This is a genomic window from Sinorhizobium sp. KGO-5 (assembly GCF_036245905.1).
GTDB lineage: Bacteria > Pseudomonadota > Alphaproteobacteria > Rhizobiales > Rhizobiaceae > Sinorhizobium > Sinorhizobium meliloti_A.
Genome location: NZ_BDIZ01000001.1, coordinates 1,277,991 through 1,299,151 on the forward strand (window position 1 = coordinate 1,277,991; position 21,161 = coordinate 1,299,151).

Annotated in this window: 19 protein-coding genes; 9 read left to right on the top strand and 10 right to left on the bottom strand. The window is 62.8% G+C overall.

The genetic code is table 11. The features are described 5' to 3' along the window. Positions 1 to 48: 48 nt before the first annotated feature. From BHD07_RS06060 to BHD07_RS06080, 5 genes are all read right to left on the bottom strand, one after another. Positions 49 to 1,128: a hypothetical protein gene (locus tag BHD07_RS06060; RefSeq protein ID WP_100669245.1), complete on the bottom strand. Its 1,080-nt coding sequence runs from the start codon at positions 1,126 to 1,128 to the stop codon at positions 49 to 51. Between the two features lie 457 nt (positions 1,129 to 1,585). Then, positions 1,586 to 2,128, bottom strand: a complete 543-nt coding sequence (gene moaB / locus BHD07_RS06065; RefSeq protein WP_018094389.1) for a molybdenum cofactor biosynthesis protein B — start codon at positions 2,126 to 2,128, stop codon at positions 1,586 to 1,588. A 6-nt stretch (positions 2,129 to 2,134) separates the two neighbouring features. Next, complete coding sequence (locus tag BHD07_RS06070) at positions 2,135 to 3,040, bottom strand: 4-(cytidine 5'-diphospho)-2-C-methyl-D-erythritol kinase (protein WP_100669243.1); 906 nt, start codon at positions 3,038 to 3,040, stop codon at positions 2,135 to 2,137. Positions 3,041 to 3,047: 7 nt separating this feature from the next. Then, a complete protein-coding gene (locus BHD07_RS06075) occupies positions 3,048 to 4,871 on the bottom strand; it encodes a tetratricopeptide repeat protein (RefSeq protein WP_338278431.1) in 1,824 nt (607 codons plus the stop codon). A 262-nt stretch (positions 4,872 to 5,133) separates the two neighbouring features. Further along, entirely contained in the window at positions 5,134 to 6,150 is a 1,017-nt protein-coding gene (locus BHD07_RS06080) for a polyprenyl synthetase family protein (RefSeq protein ID WP_010968861.1), read from the bottom strand. A gap of 107 nt (positions 6,151 to 6,257) precedes the next feature. Here BHD07_RS06080 and BHD07_RS06085 point away from each other — a divergent pair, with 107 nt between their 5' ends. The 5 genes from BHD07_RS06085 (at position 6,258) to BHD07_RS06105 (ending at position 9,688) form a co-directional block, all read left to right on the top strand. Beyond that, a complete protein-coding gene (locus tag BHD07_RS06085) occupies positions 6,258 to 6,479 on the top strand; it encodes a putative signal transducing protein (RefSeq protein WP_100669239.1) in 222 nt (73 codons plus the stop codon). Positions 6,480 to 6,513: 34 nt separating this feature from the next. Then, a complete protein-coding gene (locus BHD07_RS06090; protein ID WP_100669994.1) occupies positions 6,514 to 7,284 on the top strand; it encodes a tRNA1(Val) (adenine(37)-N6)-methyltransferase in 771 nt (256 codons plus the stop codon). 138 nt (positions 7,285 to 7,422) lie between these two features. Then, positions 7,423 to 8,289: a S49 family peptidase gene (locus tag BHD07_RS06095; RefSeq protein ID WP_100669237.1), complete on the top strand. Its 867-nt coding sequence runs from the start codon at positions 7,423 to 7,425 to the stop codon at positions 8,287 to 8,289. Between the two features lie 145 nt (positions 8,290 to 8,434). Then, on the top strand, positions 8,435 to 8,626 hold the full coding sequence (locus BHD07_RS06100; protein WP_003533286.1) for a hypothetical protein: 192 nt from the start codon (positions 8,435 to 8,437) through the stop codon (positions 8,624 to 8,626). Positions 8,627 to 8,725: 99 nt separating this feature from the next. Continuing rightward, positions 8,726 to 9,688 (top strand): glycine--tRNA ligase subunit alpha, encoded by a 963-nt coding sequence (locus tag BHD07_RS06105; RefSeq protein ID WP_018094396.1) that lies wholly within the window; start codon positions 8,726 to 8,728, stop codon positions 9,686 to 9,688. On the opposite strand, the gene BHD07_RS06110 is transcribed toward BHD07_RS06105, so the two are convergent. Then, complete coding sequence (locus BHD07_RS06110; RefSeq protein ID WP_338278439.1) at positions 9,689 to 9,934, bottom strand: hypothetical protein; 246 nt, start codon at positions 9,932 to 9,934, stop codon at positions 9,689 to 9,691. It abuts the gene before it with no gap. Between the two features lie 239 nt (positions 9,935 to 10,173). Between BHD07_RS06110 and BHD07_RS06115 the strand changes: the two genes are divergently transcribed. The 4 genes from BHD07_RS06115 to BHD07_RS06130 all read left to right on the top strand — a co-directional run bounded on the left by BHD07_RS06115 (position 10,174) and on the right by BHD07_RS06130 (position 15,607). Then, on the top strand, positions 10,174 to 10,722 hold the full coding sequence (locus BHD07_RS06115) for a LemA family protein (protein ID WP_018094398.1): 549 nt from the start codon (positions 10,174 to 10,176) through the stop codon (positions 10,720 to 10,722). A 118-nt stretch (positions 10,723 to 10,840) separates the two neighbouring features. After that, positions 10,841 to 12,775 (top strand): DUF2207 domain-containing protein, encoded by a 1,935-nt coding sequence (locus BHD07_RS06120; RefSeq protein ID WP_100669233.1) that lies wholly within the window; start codon positions 10,841 to 10,843, stop codon positions 12,773 to 12,775. 91 nt (positions 12,776 to 12,866) lie between these two features. After that, positions 12,867 to 15,032, top strand: a complete 2,166-nt coding sequence (gene glyS / locus BHD07_RS06125) for a glycine--tRNA ligase subunit beta (protein WP_100669231.1) — start codon at positions 12,867 to 12,869, stop codon at positions 15,030 to 15,032. 59 nt (positions 15,033 to 15,091) lie between these two features. After that, positions 15,092 to 15,607, top strand: coding sequence for a DUF523 domain-containing protein (locus tag BHD07_RS06130; RefSeq protein WP_100669229.1), 516 nt, complete (start codon positions 15,092 to 15,094; stop codon positions 15,605 to 15,607). A gap of 110 nt (positions 15,608 to 15,717) precedes the next feature. On the opposite strand, the gene BHD07_RS06135 is transcribed toward BHD07_RS06130, so the two are convergent. The 4 genes from BHD07_RS06135 to BHD07_RS06150 form a co-directional block, all read right to left on the bottom strand. Then, a complete protein-coding gene (locus BHD07_RS06135; protein ID WP_100669227.1) occupies positions 15,718 to 16,200 on the bottom strand; it encodes a plant virulence effector HPE1-like domain-containing protein in 483 nt (160 codons plus the stop codon). 116 nt (positions 16,201 to 16,316) lie between these two features. Next, complete coding sequence (gene purD, locus BHD07_RS06140) at positions 16,317 to 17,588, bottom strand: phosphoribosylamine--glycine ligase (RefSeq protein ID WP_100669225.1); 1,272 nt, start codon at positions 17,586 to 17,588, stop codon at positions 16,317 to 16,319. 127 nt (positions 17,589 to 17,715) lie between these two features. Beyond that, the gene (locus tag BHD07_RS06145; protein ID WP_338278446.1) at positions 17,716 to 20,088 is read right to left on the bottom strand and encodes a putative bifunctional diguanylate cyclase/phosphodiesterase; all 2,373 of its coding nucleotides are present in this window, start codon (positions 20,086 to 20,088) and stop codon (positions 17,716 to 17,718) included. Further along, positions 20,085 to 21,125, bottom strand: coding sequence for a polyamine ABC transporter substrate-binding protein (locus BHD07_RS06150; RefSeq protein WP_100669221.1), 1,041 nt, complete (start codon positions 21,123 to 21,125; stop codon positions 20,085 to 20,087). The genes BHD07_RS06145 and BHD07_RS06150 overlap by 4 nt, the downstream gene beginning before the upstream one ends. Positions 21,126 to 21,161: the final 36 nt, after the last annotated feature.

Genomic DNA, 21,161 nt, shown 5'->3' on the forward strand with positions numbered 1-21,161 from the left:
TCGCCCCCCGACCGAGGTGTCGGAGGGACCCAAATGGCATCGTTGTTGTCAGAGCGAGCGGACTGCAAGCGAGTTCAATTGCCAGGCCGAGTCGATCGAAATGTCGATGCTGACGTCATTGAGGAGTGCCCAGATGCGATCGGCCACGCCGACATAGATCCAGAGCTCGCGGCCAGCGGGGAAGGCCATCTCGGTGAAGAGGTTGATGATTCTTCGTTCCCCAGGAACGGCCTGGATTGAGGTGCCGGGGAAGCTCTCGCCATCGCCGCTGCAGTCGAGGCCCGAGGCGAACCACTGGTCGCTCACCTCGTTCGCCGGTTCGACATCCTCCCAGTTCCAGAACACAGCCAACACGAGGCGGCCGCGCGTCGTCGCGTGAAAGTCGGACCACCCGAACTCGTCGTAGGTCGAAATGTGATGGCGGCAGATGAGGGCCGACAGGTCGGCCTTGACTTGCAGTATCCCGGTGCGAAGCGTCTTGAACGGCACGAGATAGCCGTTCTCCCGATAGGCACAGAGAAGATCCACGTCGGAGGCATCGCTGTTGCGGGCGATCAGTTTCGATCCAAACCGGCCGGCACAGTCCAGATAGGAACTGTTCTCCACGATTGCTCCGTCGCCGGTTGCCTGATTCTGATCGAGTCTGTCCCAGCAACCTCCAAAGGGCGGGAGAAACAGCTTTTCCTTGTCCGGATCGGGCGCGACATACACGATCGGTGGCTGTTTGAAGATGTCGGTCACGCTGCCGACCACCGTTTCGTGGCGGTGGAAGGCTTCAGGGCTCTTCACCAACGCGCCGACTTCGCCATAGGCGCGCTTATGAAGCCGTTTGAGCGCGTTCAGATCAAGGTCGGCATTCCTGGCCTCCACGAACGACCTGTATCGAAGACCGGGGCCGCGCGGATCATCCCGCAAGCCCGACCTTGCAACATTCTTGATCCTGTCGCGCAGTTCAGGTGCCATAATATGCCGTCGCTGCTCCGCGAAAGACCGGCGCAATGCGTCCAGCCTGTCCACCGTTGCCTGCCATTCATCCTTCCGCCGCCTTTCGTAGAGCGCCCGCAGCCCCAGCGGAATCTCGGCCTCAGGCCAATCCGTTTTCGAATATGTATGCTCTGCCGTTCCCATGACCTCCTCCTTACCCTCGCGGGGTCGCGGCGCGGAGCCTCGAGCGGCGCGCCTGCGTCGTTAGTGAAAACCGGGAAAAGGGGCTCCGAGGCGGTAAACAGGAATGGGGTTTCTCCGGCGACGAGAAGCCGTCATATGCCGGTGGCAGCCCCGAGCTGAGCCTCTTCTCCGAAGCAAGAATGGGGCGTACCTTGCGGTACCCCCCAAAGTGGCTCTCAAATGACCTTGTTTATGCAAATAATCGTCTGTGAAAATGTCTTGCCATGCAGGCCCACCGTTGCGAACGGGCAGCACGTCGTAGCCTTCTCTCTTTTCCCGATATTGCCCCAGAAAAGAGGCCGGACATTCGCTCGAAGCAATTAAACGGTGCTTGCCTTGCCCGCTTCGAGCCAAGCCGACGAAGGCAAACTAACGGGATTCTGGGCGCTGGGCTGTTCCAAACGGAACACGAATTTCGTCAGCCGCGCTTCAGGTGCTCGTCGAGTCTCGGCATGATCTCGACGAAATTGCACGGCATGTGCCGGTAATCGAGTTGCTGCTTCAGGATTTCGTCCCAGGCATCCTTGCAGGCACCGGGGGATCCGGGCAGGACGAAGATGAAGGTCGCGTTGGCGACCCCGCCCGTGGCTCGCGACTGGATCGTCGACGTGCCGATCTTCTCGTAAGAGATCCGGTGGAACACCTCCGAAAAGCCATCCATGCGTTTCTCGAAGAGCGGCTCCAGCGCTTCCGGCGTCACGTCGCGGCCCGTGAAGCCGGTGCCCCCGGTGGTGATGACGACGTCGATCGCGGCATCGAGCGTCCAGGCCTTTACCTGTCCGTAGATCTTCTCGCGCTCGTCGGGAACGATTGTCCGCGCCTCGAGCCGGTGGCCGGCCTCCCGTATTCTCGCTTCGAGCACATCGCCGGACTTGTCGTCCGCGCGTGTGCGCGTGTCCGAGACCGTGAGCACGGCGATGCCGATGGGAATGAAGGGGCGTCTTTCATCGAGGCCGGGCATCTGGCGTTATCCTGATTTTCCCGCGGTTCGCGTCGCCTGAACGTACCATCGCGGGTGGTCGGCGGAAATGGTCTCAGCGGCACGCTCGGCGCTTTTCGTCCCCGTGAACAGTCCGAAGCAGGTGGCGCCTGAGCCGGACATCCGCACGAGCGCGGCGCCTGCATCGTGCAGTGCATTCGAGACGGTTTCGATCATCGGCTCGTGCGCACGTGCCGGCGGCTCCAGATCGTTCCGCATGGCCGCCATGGCCGTCAGCCATTCGGCAGTCGAGCGGGCATCTTCAGGCAAGACCAGCGCAGGATTGGTCTTCCTGACGAGCGATCGGAAGATAACCGGCGTGGAGACCGCGACGAGGGGGTTGACGAGGACGACGTCGAAGGGCGGCAGCTCGGGAAAAGGCGTGATCTCTTCGCCGATGCCTCTCGCGACGAGGGGGCCTCGGTCGAGACACATCGGAACGTCCGCGCCGAGCTGCAGCGCAAGGCTGTCGAGCCTTGCCGCTTCGACGGTTGCGCCCCAGAGCGACAGCAGCCCGCGCAGAGTCGCGGCGGCATCGGCCGAGCCGCCGCCGATCCCCGATGCTATCGGCAGGTTCTTCTCGAGATGCAGATGAACCGGGCCGGCCATTCCACCCTGCGCCGAAAGCTCGCGCCGCAACAGGTCCCGGGCGCGGAGCACGAGATTACCACCATTGCCCTCGGCTGAAAGGTCGGTGGCGAAGCGGCCCGACACCGTGAAACGGTCCCTTTCCGCCGCGGTCAGCCCGACCCGGTCGCCACATTCGGCGAAGGTCACCAGGCTTTCCAGCAGATGGTGGCCGTCGGCGCGCTGCCCGACGACGTGCAGCGCGAGATTGATCTTGGCGGGCGCCGCAAAGGTCAGTGCGAAGCCCGGAATGCCGTCTGCCTGCATGTTACGGTCAGGACTTCTTGTCCGGCGCTGTCTCGGTCTTTTTCGGCAGTATTTCCTTGGCATCCGCCGCGGCCGGGACCGGTTCCTTAAGCGGCGGCAGACCGTTTTCGATCTTCGCCTTGATCTTCGGAATTTCCGCTTCCTCGGGCTTCAGCTCCAGCGCCTGATTCCACTGGAACACGGCTTCGAGCTTGCGGCCGACGCGCCAGTAGGCATCGCCGAGGTGGTCGTTGATCGTCGCGTCGCCGGCCATCAGTTCGGCAGCGCGCTCGAGCTCGGTCACAGCCTCGTCGAACCGGTTCATGCGGAAATAGGCCCAGCCGAGCGAGTCGACGATATAGCCGTCGTCGGGCTTGAGTTCGACCGCCTTGCGGATCATCTCAAGCCCGTCCTCGAGGTTGATGTTCATATCGACCCAGGAATAGCCGAGATAGTTCAGAACCTGCGGCTGATCCGGGTTGAGCTCCAGTGCCTTGCGAAAGTTCGGCTCGGCCTTTTCCCAGAGCTTCTGGCGTTCGTAGGCAATGCCGCGCTGGAAGAAGACGGTCCAGTCGCTCCGCTTCGGCACGGGGCCGATCGCGGCGACCGCGCGGTCGTAAAGCTCGCCCATCTCCTTGTAGTCCTTGGCGTCGGAAAGCACGCTGCCATAGGCGAGATAGTTGCGGATGTTCTTGGGATCGACGTCGATCAGCCCTTTGAGATGTTTTTTCGCCTCGTCTACCTTGCCGATGCCGGCGAGGCTGAGGCCAAGCTGAAGTTCGGAAAGGCGGCGCATCGGCGAGCTCTCCGGCACGCTCTTGTAAAGCGCTATCGCCTCTTCCGGCTTTTTGAGGTTTTCGGCGATCCCGCCGAGCATCACGAGAATATCGGCGCTTTCCGGGTCGAGCCGACGCGCCGTCTGAAGGTAGAGCGAAACGATGTCTTCCGCGCCTTCGCGGTTGAGCGCGCCACCGATCGAAAAGAGAACGGCGGCCGCACCCTGCACGGCGTTGCGTACCTGCTGCTCCTGCGGCTTCCCTTCCTCGACACTCTTCCTCAGCGCCTCGAGCGGAGTGTAGTTGTTGACGAGGCTTTCGCCGACAGCGATCGTATCCAACGCCTTCTGCTTGTTGCCTTCGCGCGCTTCGAATCGCGCCAGCGCCTCGACGGCCCGCATGAAAGTGTCCGGCGCGGCGCCGCCGCCTTCTCGGTCAAGAATGGCGTCGTTGAGCCGGGCGCGCGCCGTCGTCTTGTCGCCGGCCGCAAGCGCAATCGCCCCCGCATGATAGTTCCTGAAGATCCGGAACCATTCCGGGCCATCCAAATTCTTGATCTGCGCCAGCGCTTCCTTCGGTCGGCCCTGGCCGAACTTGGCCCAGGCGGAAAGCAGCGAGCTCATCAGCCGGTCGAGATCGTTCGGACCGTCGTAGTTCAAGAGCTTTTGCGCGTTGCGGTATTCTCGCTTGCGGATGGCTTCAATCGCGCGGACCACCGTGGTGATCCTTTCGACGGCGGGATCCGATTTCAGCTCTTCGGCGATCTTGGCGCCTTCATCGAACTTGCCGCTCATCAGCAGCGTGATCATCAGCCGCTGCTTGACATCGTTATTGCCGGGCTCGAACCTGAGTGCGGTGCGATAGAGTTCGGTTGCCGCCGCAAAGTCGCGATCGACGTCTGCCGTGCGCGCCGCAAGGAATGCGCCGGCAAAGGTGTTGACGCTCCTGATGTCGAAAGGCTCGGCGTCTTCGACCGGCGCCTTCTCCTCGGCAAAGGCCTGCTGGTCGCCGGTCACCGTTGCAAGAACCAGCATTGCCGCGCCGCTGAGAAGGCGAAGGAATGTATTCTGCCGCATATCAAACCTTTCATTACCGGTGGTACGATTGGAGACGCCACCGCTGGTTGGCCCGGAGCCGATTGGAAATCGGGCGCAAGTCTTCAAGAATAGAATGGCTTTTTTGGCGCAGCGCGGCAAGAAAATCCTCCGGAGAGGTCTTCGTCCGCCGCTGCTGCGGCGCCGGGTCCCGTGCCGGAAGCGTAAGCCTCGCGGCAACACTTTGAATTGCTGCATGTTTCTGCCCTTGGATCGGCCGCGATGCAAGGAAACATGAAGTGGCTCAGCTTACCCGATCGATGCAGAAATCGATCACCTCGACGAGCGCCGATTTCCATGGGGAAGCCGGCAGCGGCGCGAGCGCGTCGCGGGCGATCGTACCGTAGTGTTTGGCACGGGCGATCGTATCCGTAAGGCCGCCGTAGCGACGGATGAGACCCAGCGCCTTTTCGAGATTTGCCGCGTCGCTTGCGCCGCCCTCGATCGCCTCGCGCCAGAACGCCCGGTCTTGCGGCGTCCCGCGGCGATAGGAGAGAATGACAGGCAGCGTGATCTTGCCTTCGCGAAAATCGTCTCCAACATTCTTGCCGAGATCGCTCGACGTTCCGCCATAGTCGAGAACGTCGTCGACCAGCTGGAAGGCAAGGCCGAGATTGGTGCCGTAGGACTTCAGCGCGTTGCGGTCGGCTTTGCTTCCGCCTGCGACGATCGGCCCGACCTCGGAGGCGGCGGCGAAGAGGGCCGCTGTCTTGGCGCGGATGACCTGCAGATAGTCGTCCTCGGTCGTCTCCATGTTCTTGGCGACCGAAAGCTGCAGGACCTCGCCCTCCGCGATCACCGATGCGGCGGTCGAAAGGACGTCGAGCGCATCGATCGAGCCGACGTCGACCATCATGCGGAAAGCCTGCCCGAGCAGGAAATCGCCGACGAGCACGCTTGCCTGATTGCCCCAGATCGTCCGCGCCGTCGATTTGCCGCGCCTCAGATCGCTCTCGTCGACCACGTCGTCGTGCAAAAGGGTCGCCGTGTGCATGAACTCGACGCTGGTCGCGAGCTTGATGTGACCATCGCCCTCGTAGCCGAACATCGAAGCGGCTGCGAGCGTCAGCATCGGCCGGAGCCGTTTGCCGCCCGAGGAAATCAGGTGGTTGGCGACTTCCGGGATCATCTGGACGTCGGAACCCGCCTTGGAAAGAATGAGCTGGTTGACCCGCTCCATGTCGGACAGCGTCAGGTCGACAAGCGGCTTCACAGATGCCTGTTTGTTTTTATTGTCTTCCAGCGGTATCACTACGCCCAACGCCCGGACTCCTGTTTCGTTGCGGGTTCGACAATAGAAAGAGGGGCTTCGGGCGGCAAGAGGCGAATTGTCCCGCCCGCAGCTTTAAGACAGGAAAATAGAGCCGGATGAAAGAGCTGATCCGCACCAATGATGCCGTCCTTCTTTCCTTTGCGGAAAGCCTGATGAAGGATGCCGGGATCGGATGCTTCATCGCCGATCAGGACATGAGCATACTCGAAGGATCGCTCGGCCTCCTGCCGCGGCGCTTCCTGGTCGCCGAGGACGATGCCAACCGGGCGCGGCGCATTCTGATCGATGCGGGCCTCGAACGGGAATTGCGGCAATGATCGGCTGCGGCCCTTCCGCGAGGCGGAAAGCGGCATGAGGGGAATTCCGGAGACGGTGGATGCTTTCCACCGCGGCAGGTTCCACCTGATCCAGCCTCTGGGTCAGGGGCATCGTTCGGGAATGGATGCGATGCTGGTCGCATCCCTCGTTTCCTGCCGCAGCGCGTGCCGCGTCGCCGATCTCGGCGCCGGCGCCGGTGCGGCCGGCCTGGCCGTCGCGTCGCGGATCGAGGAGGCCGAAGTGCTGCTGGTCGAGCGTTCGCCGGTCATGGCGGATTTTGCGCGCCGCAGCCTCGCATTGCCTGAGAACGCGCATCTTGCCGGCCGGGTCTCGGTGCTCGAAGCCGATGTCGCGCTGAGCGGCAAGGCGCGCGCGGCCGCGGGTCTCCCGGACGACACATTCGACCACGTGATCATGAACCCACCCTTCAACGACGCCGCGGATCGCAGGACGCCCGACCGGCTGAAGGCGGAGGCCCATGCAATGAGCGGCGACCTGTTCGAAGCGTGGATCAAAACGGCCGGAGCAATCATGAAGCCGGGCGGGCAGCTTTCCCTGATCGCCCGGCCCGAATCGATCGCCGGGATCATCGAAGCCTGCGGCCGCCGCTTCGGCGGCATAGAGATCACCCCGCTTCTGCCGCGGGCAGGCGAAAATGCCGTGCGCATCCTCGTATCCGCGATCAAGCAGAGCCGCAAGCGGCTGGCGCTGCGCGCGCCGCTCGTGATGCACGGGGAGGGCCACCGGTTCTCGCCCGAGGTCGACGATCTCAACAACGGCCGCGCGGCCTATCATCGCCGATGATTAACCGTAAGCAGGGCATTGCGTTTGCGACGCCAATGCATACATGCACGACGACGATTTGGATTGCTGCATGTCTTTGTTCTTAAATCGGCTAGGATTTAAGAAGATATGCAGAGATTGCAGCGGGCAGGAGTTGAAATGGCCGGATTCTTCAGAAAGCTGATGCCGAAGCGCTTCCGCAGGGATGGTGTGACGATTCCGGCGATCAGGCTGCATGGCGCAATCATGGCCGGCGGCAGCCCGCTGCGCCCGGCTCTCAATCTTGCGACGGTTGCGCCGCTGCTCGAAAAGGCCTTCTCCGTCAAAGAGGCCCCGGCCGTTGCCATCTCCATCAACTCTCCGGGCGGTTCGCCGGTGCAGTCCCGTCTTATCTATCAGCGCATCCGCGATCTCGCGCAGGAGAAGAGGAAGCGCGTGCTGATCTTCGTCGAGGACGTGGCGGCGTCCGGTGGTTACTTGATCGCACTGGCCGGCGATGAGATCATCGCCGATCCGACCTCGATCGTCGGCTCGATCGGCGTCGTTTCGGGCGGCTTCGGTTTCCCCGATCTCCTGAAGAAGATCGGCGTCGAGAGACGGGTCTACACGGCGGGCGAAAACAAGGTGGTTCTCGATCCTTTCCAGCCGGAGAAGGAGCGTGACATCGAATTTCTCAAAGGCCTGCAGCTCGAGATCCACGACATCTTCATCCAGATGGTCAAGAGCAGGCGCGGTTCGCTCCTGGCCGACCATCCCGATCTTTTCTCGGGGCTGTTCTGGACGGGGCAACGTGGCCAGGAACTCGGCCTGGTCGACGCTCTCGGCGACATGCGGGGCGAGGTGAAGAAGCGCTATGGAGAAAAAGCGCGGCTGGAGCTGATCCAGCCGGCCCGAAGCCTCTTCGGGCGACGTCAGCCCGGGGCAGCCGTAGCCGGAGCAATCGCGGGGCCGCTCGTCGCAACGGCGGCTGCAGGTCTTGTCGACGCCGTCGAGGAACGGGCGCTCTGGGCGCGTTTCGGTCTTTGAATCGGCCCTGTTCCTTGCGTGAGCGTGTGTTTTTGAAGAACGGTCTCGCGGCATCTGGCCAGCACCGCAAGAGCGCGCTAACACTGCGATTTGCTGCATCCCCTCGCGCCGTCGTTCCATTGGAGGGAAATGCAGAGGAGGAACCATGCCGCAGATCATCCTGCTTCTGATTATCGCCGTCATCGCCTGGATCGGCTATCGCAAGTTCATCGCAGACGCCGAGAAGCTGACGCGTCAGCGTGAGCGCCTGCGCAGGCAGCGCGAGACTGGCGCAAACGGCACGCTCGTCAAGGACGCCGAGACCGGCGAGTACCGCCTGAAGCGCGACGACGAGTGAGGCTGCCTGACCGAATACCGGCGGGTGAAGGCGCTTGACCCTCGCCCTGCGGCATGGCACCTGTCCCCGCAAATCTTGACGAATTCGGACCCGGATCCCATGACGATTGCACCCCTCCCGGACCACATGAACCCGAAGCGCTCCTTTCAGGCTCTGATCCTGACGCTGCACAACTATTGGGCCGACAAGGGTTGCGCCGTGCTTCAGCCCTACGACATGGAGGTCGGCGCAGGCACGTTCCATCCGGCGACGACCCTCAGGGCGCTCGGGCCGAAGCCATGGCGTGCGGCCTATGTGCAGCCGTCGAGGCGCCCGACCGACGGTCGCTACGGCGAAAATCCCAACCGGCTGCAGCACTATTACCAGTATCAGGTGATCTTGAAGCCCAACCCTTCCAATCTGCAGGAGCTTTATCTCGGCTCGCTCGAGGCGATCGGCCTCGATCCGCTGCTGCACGATATCCGTTTCGTCGAGGATGACTGGGAGAGCCCGACGCTCGGCGCCTGGGGCCTCGGCTGGGAATGCTGGTGCGATGGCATGGAAGTGTCGCAGTTCACCTATTTCCAGCAGGTTTGCGGCATCGAATGCTCTCCGGTTTCCGGCGAACTGACCTACGGCCTCGAGCGCCTGGCGATGTATGTCCAGGGCGTCGACAATGTCTACGACCTCAACTTCAACGGCCGCGAGGGCGCCGAGAAGATCAGCTATGGCGATGTCTTTCTGCAGGCGGAGCAGGAATATTCGCGGCACAATTTCGAATACGCCAACACGGCGATGCTGCATCAGCATTTCATCGATGCGGAAAAGGAATGCCTGGCGTTGCTGGCCGCCGGTGCGCCTGATGACTCCAGCAACAACCGCCTGCACAAATGCGTCTTCCCCGCCTATGACCAGTGCATCAAGGCGAGCCACGTCTTCAATCTTCTCGATGCCCGGGGCGTGATTTCGGTGACCGAGCGCCAGAGCTACATCCTGCGCGTGCGTACGCTCGCGAAAGCCTGCGGCGAAGCCTTCCTGCTGACCGAGGCCGGCGGCGCCAACTGGAACAGGGAAGCGGCCTGATCAAGAGGTCGCGGAGGTCCTCCGGCCGCATGGCTGGGCAAGCGGGTCCGATCGCTGCGAGCAGATGTGCTCGCTCCCGTCGAGCCGCCACTTCGGCGCCGGCGCTCTGACGCTCGACAACTCGCCGGCATAGATTTGCAGCGCGCGGCGCACACCGCTCGGCCTTTCGATCGGACCCGCGCTTGCATGGGTCGCGAAAAGGGCGGCAAAGGCGATCACGTTGATGAAGCTCACGGGGGTGTTCATGGCGGCACTAAGCGTTGAGGTTGTTCGATGGATGGACTATCGAGCATCCGCCGACGCGTTGCCGTTACCGGTGGAACAGCCTGAGGCTGCAGACGTCGGCACCACCCGTTAGGCAGGGGCTGGGGGCGGTCTTGTGATCGGCGGCTGTAGAACTTTGAATGGCTGACCGGTTTGTTCTTGAATCGAATAGAATTTAGGAAAACATGCAGTAGGATCGCCGTGATCCAAAGGAGGGTTTGATGATCGGGCTGGCAATTGGCGTCGCCGTTATTCTTTATCTCGTCTTCGTCTATAACGGCCTCGTCAAGGCGCGGCAGATGGCCGAGGAGGCCTGGTCCGGCATCGACGTGCAGTTGAAGCGGCGCGCCGATCTCATCCCGAACCTGATCGAGACGGTGAAGGGTTACGCCGCTCACGAGAAGTCGACGCTCGAGGAGGTCGTTACGCTGCGCAACCGGGCTCAGGCGGTGCCGGAAGGCGATGTCGCGGCGCGGGCCGCGGCCGAAGGCGCGCTTTCGCAGGCGCTTGGCCGCGTCTTCGCGCTCGCCGAATCCTATCCGGACCTGAAGGCCAACGAGAATTTCGCAGAACTCCAGCGTTCGTTGGAAACGATCGAGGGCGAGATCCAAATGTCTAGGCGCTACTACAACGGCGCAGCGCGCGATCTCAACGTCAAGGTCGAGAGCTTCCCGTCGAACCTGATCGCCAACGCCTTCCGCTTCGTCAAGGCCAGCTATTTCGAGATCACCAACGAGGCGGACCGCGCGGTTCCCTCGGTCAAGTTCTAGATCAATTTCACTGAATCAATAAAACGATCTATCGGTTCGAAACCGCGCACTTCCGGACGGAAAACCGTTAAATACTTATCTGGAAGTGCTCCGGTGGGCCTGAAAAAGGGAAATCCCGATGAGGCGGCTTTTCGCGGCGCTTGCGCTCGTCACCTTCGTTCTTGCAGCGCCGCTCGTCGCGGCGGCGGAAGAGTTCATCTCCGCCTACCATTCGGTCATAGAGGTCGCGAAAGACGGCACGCTCACGGTCACCGAGACGATCACGGCGAATGTCGAAGGCAACCGTATCCGGCGCGGCATCTACCGCGACTTTCCGCTGACCTTCGTCGACGAGCGCGGTGGCCGCAGCAAGGTCGACTTCAACCTTCTCTCCGTCGAGCGGGACGGCGACGAAGAGGAATACCGCACGGAATCGATCAGCGGCGGCATCCGCATCTATACGGGAAGCGCCGACGTGCTCCTGCCGCATGGCGCACACACCTTTCAGATCACCTACGACACGAGCCGGCAGATCCGCTTCTTCGACGACCACGACGAACTCTATTGGAACGTGACCGGAACCGAATGGGCATTCCCGATCGAGGAGGCGACCGCCACCGTCACCTTGCCGAAGGGCGTGAAGGCGGAGGCGCTCGACGTCTTTACCGGCGGCTACGGCGCGACCGAAAAGGATGCGCGCGCGGTGGAGGAGGGCGACGAGATATTCTTCGCGACCACGCGCCGACTGCGCCCGCAGGAGGGATTGACCGTCGCGATCAAGCTGCCCAAGGGCAGCATCGAACGGCCGACCGCCTCCCAGGAAAATATCTGGTGGCTGCGCGATCACATGACTCTGGTCATCGCCGGGTCCGGCCTCCTCCTCGTCCTGCTCTATTACGGGCGCGCCTGGGTGCGTGTCGGCCGCGACCCGGCCCGCGGCGTCATGGTCCCGCGCTGGGATCCTCCGCACGGCGTCTCGCCCGCGCTCGTCAACTATATCGATAACAAGGGCTTTTCCGGCGAAGGATGGACAGCGCTTTCCGCGGCGGCGCTCAACCTTGCGGTCAAGGGGCATGTCATCCTCGAAGACCTGAAGAAGGCGGTCGTCATCACCGCCACGGGCAAGAACGGCGAGAAGCTGCCGACCGGCGAAGCGGCCTTGATGAAAGCGGTGGACGCGGCCGGCGGCAAGCTCACCATCGACAGGGCGAACGGCAAGAAGATAGAGGCGGCGGGCTCCGGCTTCCGCAGCGCGATGGAGCGCGAGCATCGCGGCAAGTATTACCGCGCCAATACCGGATACGTGGTTGGCGGCATCGTACTTTCCGTCGCCACTCTCGCGGCGCTGTTCGTCTTCGGTGACCTGAGCGAGGACAGCGTTCCTTTCGTCATCGTCCCGGTCTTCCTCGCCGTCTTCATTTCCGCCTTCGCCGTTTCGGTCGGTAAATCGCTCCGGCGCGGCTCGAGCCTCGCACGCCGAATTCTGTCGATCGTCGTGCTTGCCTTCATCGGCTTCGTGCTGTTCACGGTTTTCTCGAGCATTCTCGCCGCGCTCGTCTTTTCGGCCAGCGATCCGGGCGACCTGCCGCTGTTCTTCGCGATCGGTGGCATCGTCCTCGTCAACGGGCTTTTCTATTACCTCATGGGCGCGCCGACGCCGCTCGGCACGCGCATGATGGATGGCATCGACGGACTCAGGCAATATCTTACGCTCGCCGAGAAAGACCGTCTGAACATGCAGGGCGCGCCGGAAATGTCGCCGCGGCATTTCGAGACCCTGCTCCCCTATGCCGTCGCACTCGGTGTGGAAAAGCCCTGGAGCGAGACCTTCGAGCGTTGGCTGCTTGCGGCTTCGGCGGGCGCGGCGGCAGCCGCCTATCAGCCGAGCTGGTATCACGGCGACAGCTTCGGGCCTGGATCCTTCACCGACACGATCGGCGGTTTCGCCGGTTCGATGGCGGATACGATGACGTCTTCCTTGCCGCCGCCTGCGAAGAGTTCGTCCTCGGGCTTTTCTTCCGGCGGCGGATTTTCCGGCGGTGGCGGTGGCGGCGGTGGCGGTGGCGGCTGGTGACAGCGGATTTCCTCGCCGGCCGTGATGACATTTTCGCCAGAGCTTGCTAAGTCCGCCGCAACCTTCCGGAACAGAACGAAGTCTCGAATCCATGCCCGATCTCCTTATTGAATTGCGATCCGAAGAAATCCCCGCCCGCATGCAGCGCAAGGCGGCCGGCGATCTGAAGAAGCTCGTGACGGACGCTCTGGTTGAGGCGGGGCTCACCTATGAAGGCGCGCGCGAATACTGGACGCCGAGGCGGCTGGCGCTCGACATCCGCGGCCTGACCGCGCGCTCCGCCGACCTGCGCGAGGAGCGCAAGGGTCCGCGCATCGACGCGAACGAGAAGGCGATCGACGGCTTTCTCCGCGCCGCGGGCCTCTCCTCCATCAGCGAGGCTCATGTCCATAACGACCCGAAGAAGGGCGATTTCTATGTGGCGCACATCGTAAAGCCCGGCCGGGAGGCGGAAGAGATCATCGCCGATGTGATGCCGGCGATCATCCGCGACTTTCCCTGGCCGAAATCCATGCGCTCCGGTGCCGCTTCGGCCAAACCGGGCAGTCTTCGCTGGGTCCGGCCGCTGCAGTCGATCGTCTGCACGTTCGGCGCGGAACACGACGAGACGAAGGTGATCCCCTTCGAAATCGATGGCATCGTCGCCTCGAACGTCACCTACGGCCACAGGTTCCACGCGCCGGAGGCGATCACGGTCCGCCGCTTCGCCGACTACGCCGAGAAGCTTGAAAAGGCGAAGGTCGTGATCGATGCGGAGCGCCGCAAGGAGATCATCTCGGCCGACGCCCACAACATCGCTTTCGCCAACGGCCTCGAGCTCGTTGAAGACGAGGGCCTCCTGGAGGAAGTCGCCGGTCTCGTCGAATGGCCGAGGGTGCTGATGGGCAGCTTCGAGGAAAGCTATCTCGAAATCCCGTCCGAAATCATCCGACTGACGATCAAGACCAACCAGAAATGCTTCGTCACGCGCAAGCCCGGCGCCGAAACGCTGTCCAACCGGTTCATTCTCGTCTCGAACATCGAGGCGAAGGACGGCGGCAGGGAGATCGCCCACGGCAACGGCAAGGTCGTGCGTGCGCGGCTCTCCGACGCGGCGCATTTCTGGAAGCGCGACCAGGGCGATTTGCCGGATCTCGAAACGCTGACGGCGTCTGCCGAGAAGTTCGGCCTCGATCTGAAAAAGCCTCTCGACCAGCGGATGGCGAAGCTCGACGCCCTGAACGTGACTTTCCATGCCAAGCTCGGCACGCAGGGCGATCGTGTCGTCCGAATCCGCTCGCTCGCCGCAGCGCTCGCCAAGCTCACCGGTGCCGATCCCGCCTCCGTCGATCGCGCAGTCGTGCTCGCCAAGGCGGACCTTCGCACCGAGGCAGTCGGCGAATTCCCGGAGCTGCAGGGCATCATGGGCCACAAATATGCCGTTCTGCAGGGTGAAAGCGCGGCCGTCGCCAATGCGATCGAGGATCACTACAAGCCGCAGGGACCATCCGACCGTGTGCCGACCGATCCCGTCTCGGTAACGGTGGCGCTTGCCGACAAGCTCGATACCCTCGTCGGCTTCTGGGCAATCGACGAAAAGCCGACCGGTTCCAAGGACCCCTATGCGCTGCGCCGTGCGGCACTCGGCGTGATCCGGCTCATTCTGGAGGGAAGTGCGCGGCTGCCGCTTCTGCCTTGTTTCGATGTGGCGCTCGCCGCCCTGAAGGCACAGCGTCCGGATATCGCAGCCGAGATTTCCGCCGATCTGCTCGCCTTCTTCCACGATCGCCTGAAGGTTTACCTGCGCGATCTCGGCGCGCGATACGATCTGATCGATGCGGTGCTCGCGTCGGATGCGGACGATCTGTTGATGATCGCCCGCCGCGTCGAGGCGCTGACCGCCTTCATCACGGCTGAGGAGGGCAGGAACCTGCTCACCGGCACGAAACGTGCGACGCAGATTCTCGCTGCCGAAGAGAAGAAGGGTACGGAAGTCGCCGAGAGCGTCGACGAAGCATTGTTCCGGCTCGACGCCGAGCGGACGCTGCACGCTTCGATCAAGGTCGCGTCGGACGATGCGCGCGACGCGATCGTCAAGGAGGATTTCCGCTCGGCCATGGAGGCGCTCTCGAAACTGCGCGAGCCGGTCGACGATTTCTTCAACGATGTTCTCGTCAATGACGAGGACAAGGCGATCCGTGCCAACCGCCTCGCGCTGCTGGGCCTCATCCGCTCGGCGACGGGTGAGGTGGCGGACTTCTCGAAGATATCGGGGTAACTCGAAGCGCTCTGCACCGCAGAGGTTGCCGCGTTGACGACCGGCCGATATGAAAACTCATGACCGCCAGGATTCTCGTCAGTGCCTGCCTCATGGGACATGCCGTTCGTTACGACGGCGCATCGAAGCCGCTCATTCACCCGGCGATCGATCGCTGGAGGAGGGAAGGGCGGCTCGTCACCATCTGTCCGGAAATGTCGGCCGGCATGCCGGTGCCGCGTCTGCCGGCCGAGATCGAAGGGGGCAGGACGGGCGCCGACGTGCTCGCCGGCAGGACGCGCGTCCTCGAAAAGACGGGCGGCGATGTGACGTCGGCGTTTCGTCGCGCAGCGGAGAATGCGCTTGCGCTGGCACGCGAGACGAATTGCCGGTTTGCCCTGCTGATCGACGGCAGTCCATCCTGCGGCTCCCGCTTCATCTATGACGGCCGGTTCAGCGGCGAACGTATTGCGGGTGAGGGCGTGACGGCCGCGCTGCTGCGGGCCAACGGCATCGAAATCTATTCCGATCGTGAGATAGAGACCTTGGTCGCAAGGGTCGGCGATGCCGGCAACGAAGTTGGGGTATCGCTCTAAAGATTACGCCCCTGCTTCTCTCAGGGGCGCAACCTCTCGCTTTTGCAGCGAATTTGCCCGTCAGCCTTGAACGTCGACTGACTGGGGCAGGGAACGTTAATAATATGGTATCAATCTAGGCGAAGATCGAAAATAGCCGGATCAATTTTCCGTGAACCGCCGCTGGCCATGGAGGCAGCAACCGCGGCGGTTTTTGCGGTATGGTCGATGGAGATTTCCGCGATCTCGCCGCGGTGGGTGCTTGCCGGGACGTCGGCCACTGCCGGTTCGCCGGTCTGCATTCCCGCGGCCCGGATCGCGACATCCGATGCATCGTTGACGAAAATCACCGGCGAGCCGCCCAGCCACGCCTCCGTGCGCACCGACTTCACCTCTCCATGGATTTCCTTGAGCTCCACGCGATCCGTGCCCGGCGCAAGATCCGGGACGACGTAGGAAGGCTTCCTCTTTGGCTGCAAGGGCGGGCAGGCCGCGCAGGAAACCGTCGCGACGCTCGAATTGACAGCCTCGCCGGAGGTGATGTTGTCGATCGAAGAGGCTGCCGCGGGACCGGCGGTATAGACGAGAGCGGCTGTGATCAGCAGGGAACGCATTGATCTCTCCTCGATTGGTCAAGGTGAGAATAGCGGTCTCCCCTTACCTTCCGGTCAGGAGAAATCATAAAATTTGAACGATACGGCCTTTCCTGCAGCGCCGCTCGCTGAAGCCGTCAGGCAGTCTCGCGCGCGACCGCCCGCCAGCCGATGTCGCTGCGATAGAAGCCGTTCTCCCAGCGAACGCCGCGAACCGCCGCATAGGCTGCGTCCTTCGCCTCACCGACGGTCTTTCCCGTGGCGGTGACGTTCAGCACCCGGCCGCCGGTTGCGACCAGCCCGCCTTCCTTCATTGCGGTTCCGGCATGAAATACCTTGGTCGCGGCGGACGCGTCGGGCAGGGCCTCGATCGGTGTATTTTTTTCGTAGGCGCCCGGATAGCCGCGCGAGGCCATCACCACGGTCAGGGCAACGTCGTCGCGCCACTCCGCTTTCGTCTCTTCGAGCGCTCCGGTGGCCGCCGCGTAGAGCAGCGGCAGGAGGTCGCTCTCGAGCCGCATCATCAGCACCTGGCATTCGGGATCGCCGAAGCGGACATTGTATTCGATGAGTTCCGGGCCCTTGTCCGTGATCATCAGGCCGGCAAAGAACACGCCGGCGAAGGGATGACCGCTTTCGGCCATGCCGCGGACGGTGGGCTCGATTATCTCTTTCATCGTCCGTTCCACCATCTCGGCGGTCATGACCGGCGCGGGCGAATAGGCGCCCATGCCGCCGGTGTTCGGCCCGGTGTCGCCGTCGCCGACACGTTTGTGATCCTGCGCGGAGGCGAGCGGCAGCACGCTCTTGCCGTCGCAAAGGCAGAAGAAGCTGGCTTCCTCGCCGTCGAGATAGGCCTCGACGACCACTTCGGCGCCGGCCGCGCCGAAGGCGCCCGCGAAGCATTCGTCGACTGCGGCAAGGGCCTCGTCGAGGCTCATCGCCACCGTCACGCCCTTGCCGGCGGCAAGCCCGTCGGCCTTGATGACAATCGGTGCGCCCTCTTGGCGGACATAGGCCTTGGCGGACGCGGCATCGGTAAAGCGTCTATAGGCCCCGGTCGGAATCCCGTATCTCGCGCAGAGGTCCTTGGTGAAACCCTTGGAGCCTTCAAGCTGGGCCGCTGCGGCCGAAGGGCCGAAGGTGGGAATATCGGCCGCGCGAAGCACGTCGCCAAGACCGGCGACCAGGGGCGCTTCGGGACCGACGACCACGAAATCGATCGCATGGGTCCTGCAGAAATCGACGACGGCCTCGTGATCTTCCGTGTCGAGGTCGACGATCGTGGCCTCCTCGGCGATGCCCGGATTACCGGGGGCGGCATAAAGCTGGGTCAGCCACGGCGATTGCGCGATCTTCCATGCAAGCGCATGCTCGCGGCCGCCCGATCCGATCAGAAGAACCTTCATCGCCATCCTCGCCGTCAGGAATTGTTGCGCTGCGGTTAAGACGGCCGGCGGGACGAGGTCAAGGAAAAAGCGGCCCGCGCTGCAAATTTCCTGGTGCCAGCCGGCGTGATTCTGTCGGGGAGTAACGTCAGCGCCGGCTTGCAGCCACCGGCCAGCCGTCGTCGTCAGCCGGCTTGTCTGCGGCGAGCGCGACCCGGGAGAGCGCCCATATCGCCAGCTCGGTAAGCGGGAGTGGCTTGCTGATCAGATAGCCCTGAAAGCGGTCGCAGCCCGCCGCCGTGAGCATGGCGAGCTTTTCCGGCGTATCGACGCCTTCGCCGACCACGGTCATCTCCTTCGCGTGGCACAGCGCGACGACCGCTTTGAGTACCGCCAGCGATCGCGAAGCGGCCAGGTTGGAGACGAGCGCCCGGTCGAGCTTGATGGTATCCGCGGCATAATCGATGATCTGCTGAACCGATGTGTAGCCGGCGCCGAAGTCGTCTATCGAGAGCCGGAAGCCTTTGCTCCTGAGTTCTTCCATGTTCAGGCGCAATTGATCGCTGATCTGGACGGCGAACGTTTCGGTGAGCTCGATGTCGATCGATCGCGCCTCCAGGCCGTGGCGCGTGAGGCAGTCCGAAAAATGGTCGTTGATCGACTTCGAGTGCAGTTCGGCCGAGGAGATGTTGATCGCCAGAACCGTATCGGGGCCGAACAGCGCCTTCAGCTGGTGGCAATCCGACATCGCCTTGTCGATAACCCACCAGTCGATTTTCGTGAACAGACCGGAGCTCTCGGCTATCGGAACGAATTCGTCGGGCGTCACATGCCCCAGGACCGGCGAGTGCCAGCGCAACAGAGCCTCGCAGCCGGTGACTTTTCCGCCGGCGTCGACGATCGGCATGTAGACCAGGTGAAACTGCTCGTCGGGATCGAGCGAGCGCAGCTCATCCTGGATCTGCCGCTGGCGGGTGCGCTTGTCGTTGAGCGCGCGGGAGAAGCGGGCGGACCGGTTCTTGCCGGCGCTCTTCGCCTGGTACATGGCAGCGTCGGCATTCGAGATCAGCTCCGCGACCGAGCTCGCATCATCAGGACATGCGGCAACGCCGATGCTTGCCGTGACCGGATAACGCTTGCCGGAAAGCTCGAACCCGTCTGAAAACAGAGCGAGGATCGCGCCGCAAACTTCCCGCACCGCGCCGTCGCCGAGCTGCGAACGCAACAGAACCGCGAATTCGTCGCCGGAGAGCCGCGCGAGGATGGCCGGCTCCTGTCCGCGCCTGCGCGTGATCGCTCCGACATCGCGTGCGATCCGGGCGGCGAGCGTTTTCAAGAGCTCGTCGCCGACATCGTGGCCGTGCTTGTCGTTGACGAACTTGAAGTTGTCGATGTCGATGAAAAGCAGGCTGCATTTCTCGCCGGATGCGACAGCCTCCTGGACGGCCTGCGCGGCAAGCATGTTGAAGCGTCCCCGGTTGCTGATGCCCGTCAACGTGTCGGTCCAGGAACTCCGCTGCACGAGCTGGAGCGACTGGACGGATTGTCGATGCATCTCCCGGATGTTTCGGGTCAGACGGCCGATTTCGCCGGCCTCGTCCACCTCGGCGATTTCCGCGCGCGCGCCGGCCATCACCGCCATGACATTGGTATCGAGCGTTGCGATCGGGCCCGTGATGAAGCGGCGGATGAGCACGATGATCAGCCAGATCGAAAAGAGGCTCATGGCCAAAGCGCCGAGGGCGAGGAGCACTTTCTGCCGCATCATCTGGGCTTCGAAATGCGCATCAGAAACCGTCAGCGTCGCATGCAAGGCGGGCCCGAGAGGAACGCTTGCCGACAGATCGTCGGTCACGGCAAGCGGCCACGGCTGGAGGACGATATCGGCGCCATATTCCCTTTTCAGCGGGGCCAGCAGCCTGAGAAAGCGGTCGGGCTGTACCGCAACCTGCATCAGCAGCGCATTTGCCCTGTTGCTGGGAGCCGGCCGGCCAAAGGTTACCGGATCGACGAACAGCGAATAGACGATCCGCGGCCGGTCGCCGGCGGAGTCGACATAGCTCCAGTCGCCGAGTTTCGATCCGTTGAGCAACTGGCGCGCGAGATCGAGCTGTGCCGGATCGATTTCCGCAAAGGGATCCCAACTGTTCTCGAAGTAGTACTCCGCTTCCAGCTTGCTGTTGAGAACGGCCAGGGAGATAAACCCCGCAGGGTCGTCGGACAGCGAGGTCAGGCTCTCCTGCAGCCGCACACCGAGCGCATTGGCGCGATATTTCTTGTCGGTTTCGGCCACGTATTGCCGCAGCGCGTTGCCGCTCAAAAGCGCGTTAAGGGCACCGCGGCTGCGCCGAACCTCGTTCTGGAAGACGGAGGCGGCATGTTCGAGCCGTTGTGAGAGCTTGGCGTGCTCGAGTGCGCGGATGGAACGGCTCTGGGCGACGTGTACGGAGAGAGCCGCGAGAAGATAACCCGCCAGCACGACCGGAAAGATGAGGATGAGCGCACGCTTGCCGAGGGTCACTGGAAGTTCGCCAACGTGTTGATGATTCGCCGGCGCGCTTCGATCGACCTGACGGACAATTCCTGGTGATGCTGGTTTTTCGCCATGATTTCGGACGGCGGGTAGATTTCCGGATCGGAGCGCATGGTCTCCGGAAGGAGCTTGAGAGCCGCGCCGCTTGCAGTCGGCATGTTGAGCGCGATCGCGTTGGCAGCGGCGGCCTCCGGCGATCCGATGAAGTTCAGGAATTCGAGAGCCCTTTGCTTGCGAGGGGATGCGGCCGTGACGGAAAAACAGTCGAGCCACGACAGCGTGCCCTCTTTCGGGACCGCGTAGCGCCATAGCCCCGCCTTGCCGGCTTTACTGTTGAGCACATGCTGATCGCCGCTATAGCCCAGCGCCAGATATATATTTCCGGCCAAGGCCGGATCCTGGATCGAGGTGACGACGTAGTCGTAGGTCAGCACGGACGGGGCCTGCGTCTTCAGGAGCGCGAATGCGGCCTTCAGCGTTGCCGTGTCGTCGGCATTGACGGAGGCGCCGAGCAGCATCAGCGGGGGCACGAAAATTTCGCTGTGGTCGGCGAACATGGCGATGTGCTTCTGCAACGCCGGTGCCGGACGCATCATGTCACGCCAGGATGTCGGTGGCGGCGTGACCACATCGGAGCGATAGAGGATGCCGACCGTGCCCCAGAAGTAGGGAAGGCCGTAACCGGCGCAGGATTTGCGCCATTGCGGCGCATAGTCAGCGATCGCGGGCAGATTGGTCTCGGAGAGCGGCTCGATGATGCCCTTCCGTCCGAAAAGCGTCGCGCCGTTCTCATCGACGATGACCAGATCGATGTTACGGCCCGGATCGGCAAGAATCTCGTCGCGGGCATCGTCGCTGTCGAAATTGATCTGGCGGATGGAAACGCCCGTCTTTTCGGTCCAGCGGTCGATGAGACTCTCGGCGATATAGTCTTCCCAGATAAGCAGGTTGAGCGTTTCGGCGCGGCTCGCAGAAGCGCAAAGCAGTGTCGCCAGAAAGACGGAAATAGCCCTGCGTGCCTTCATTCTCTGCCCCTGCACACCCCCATCGCCGGACGCTAT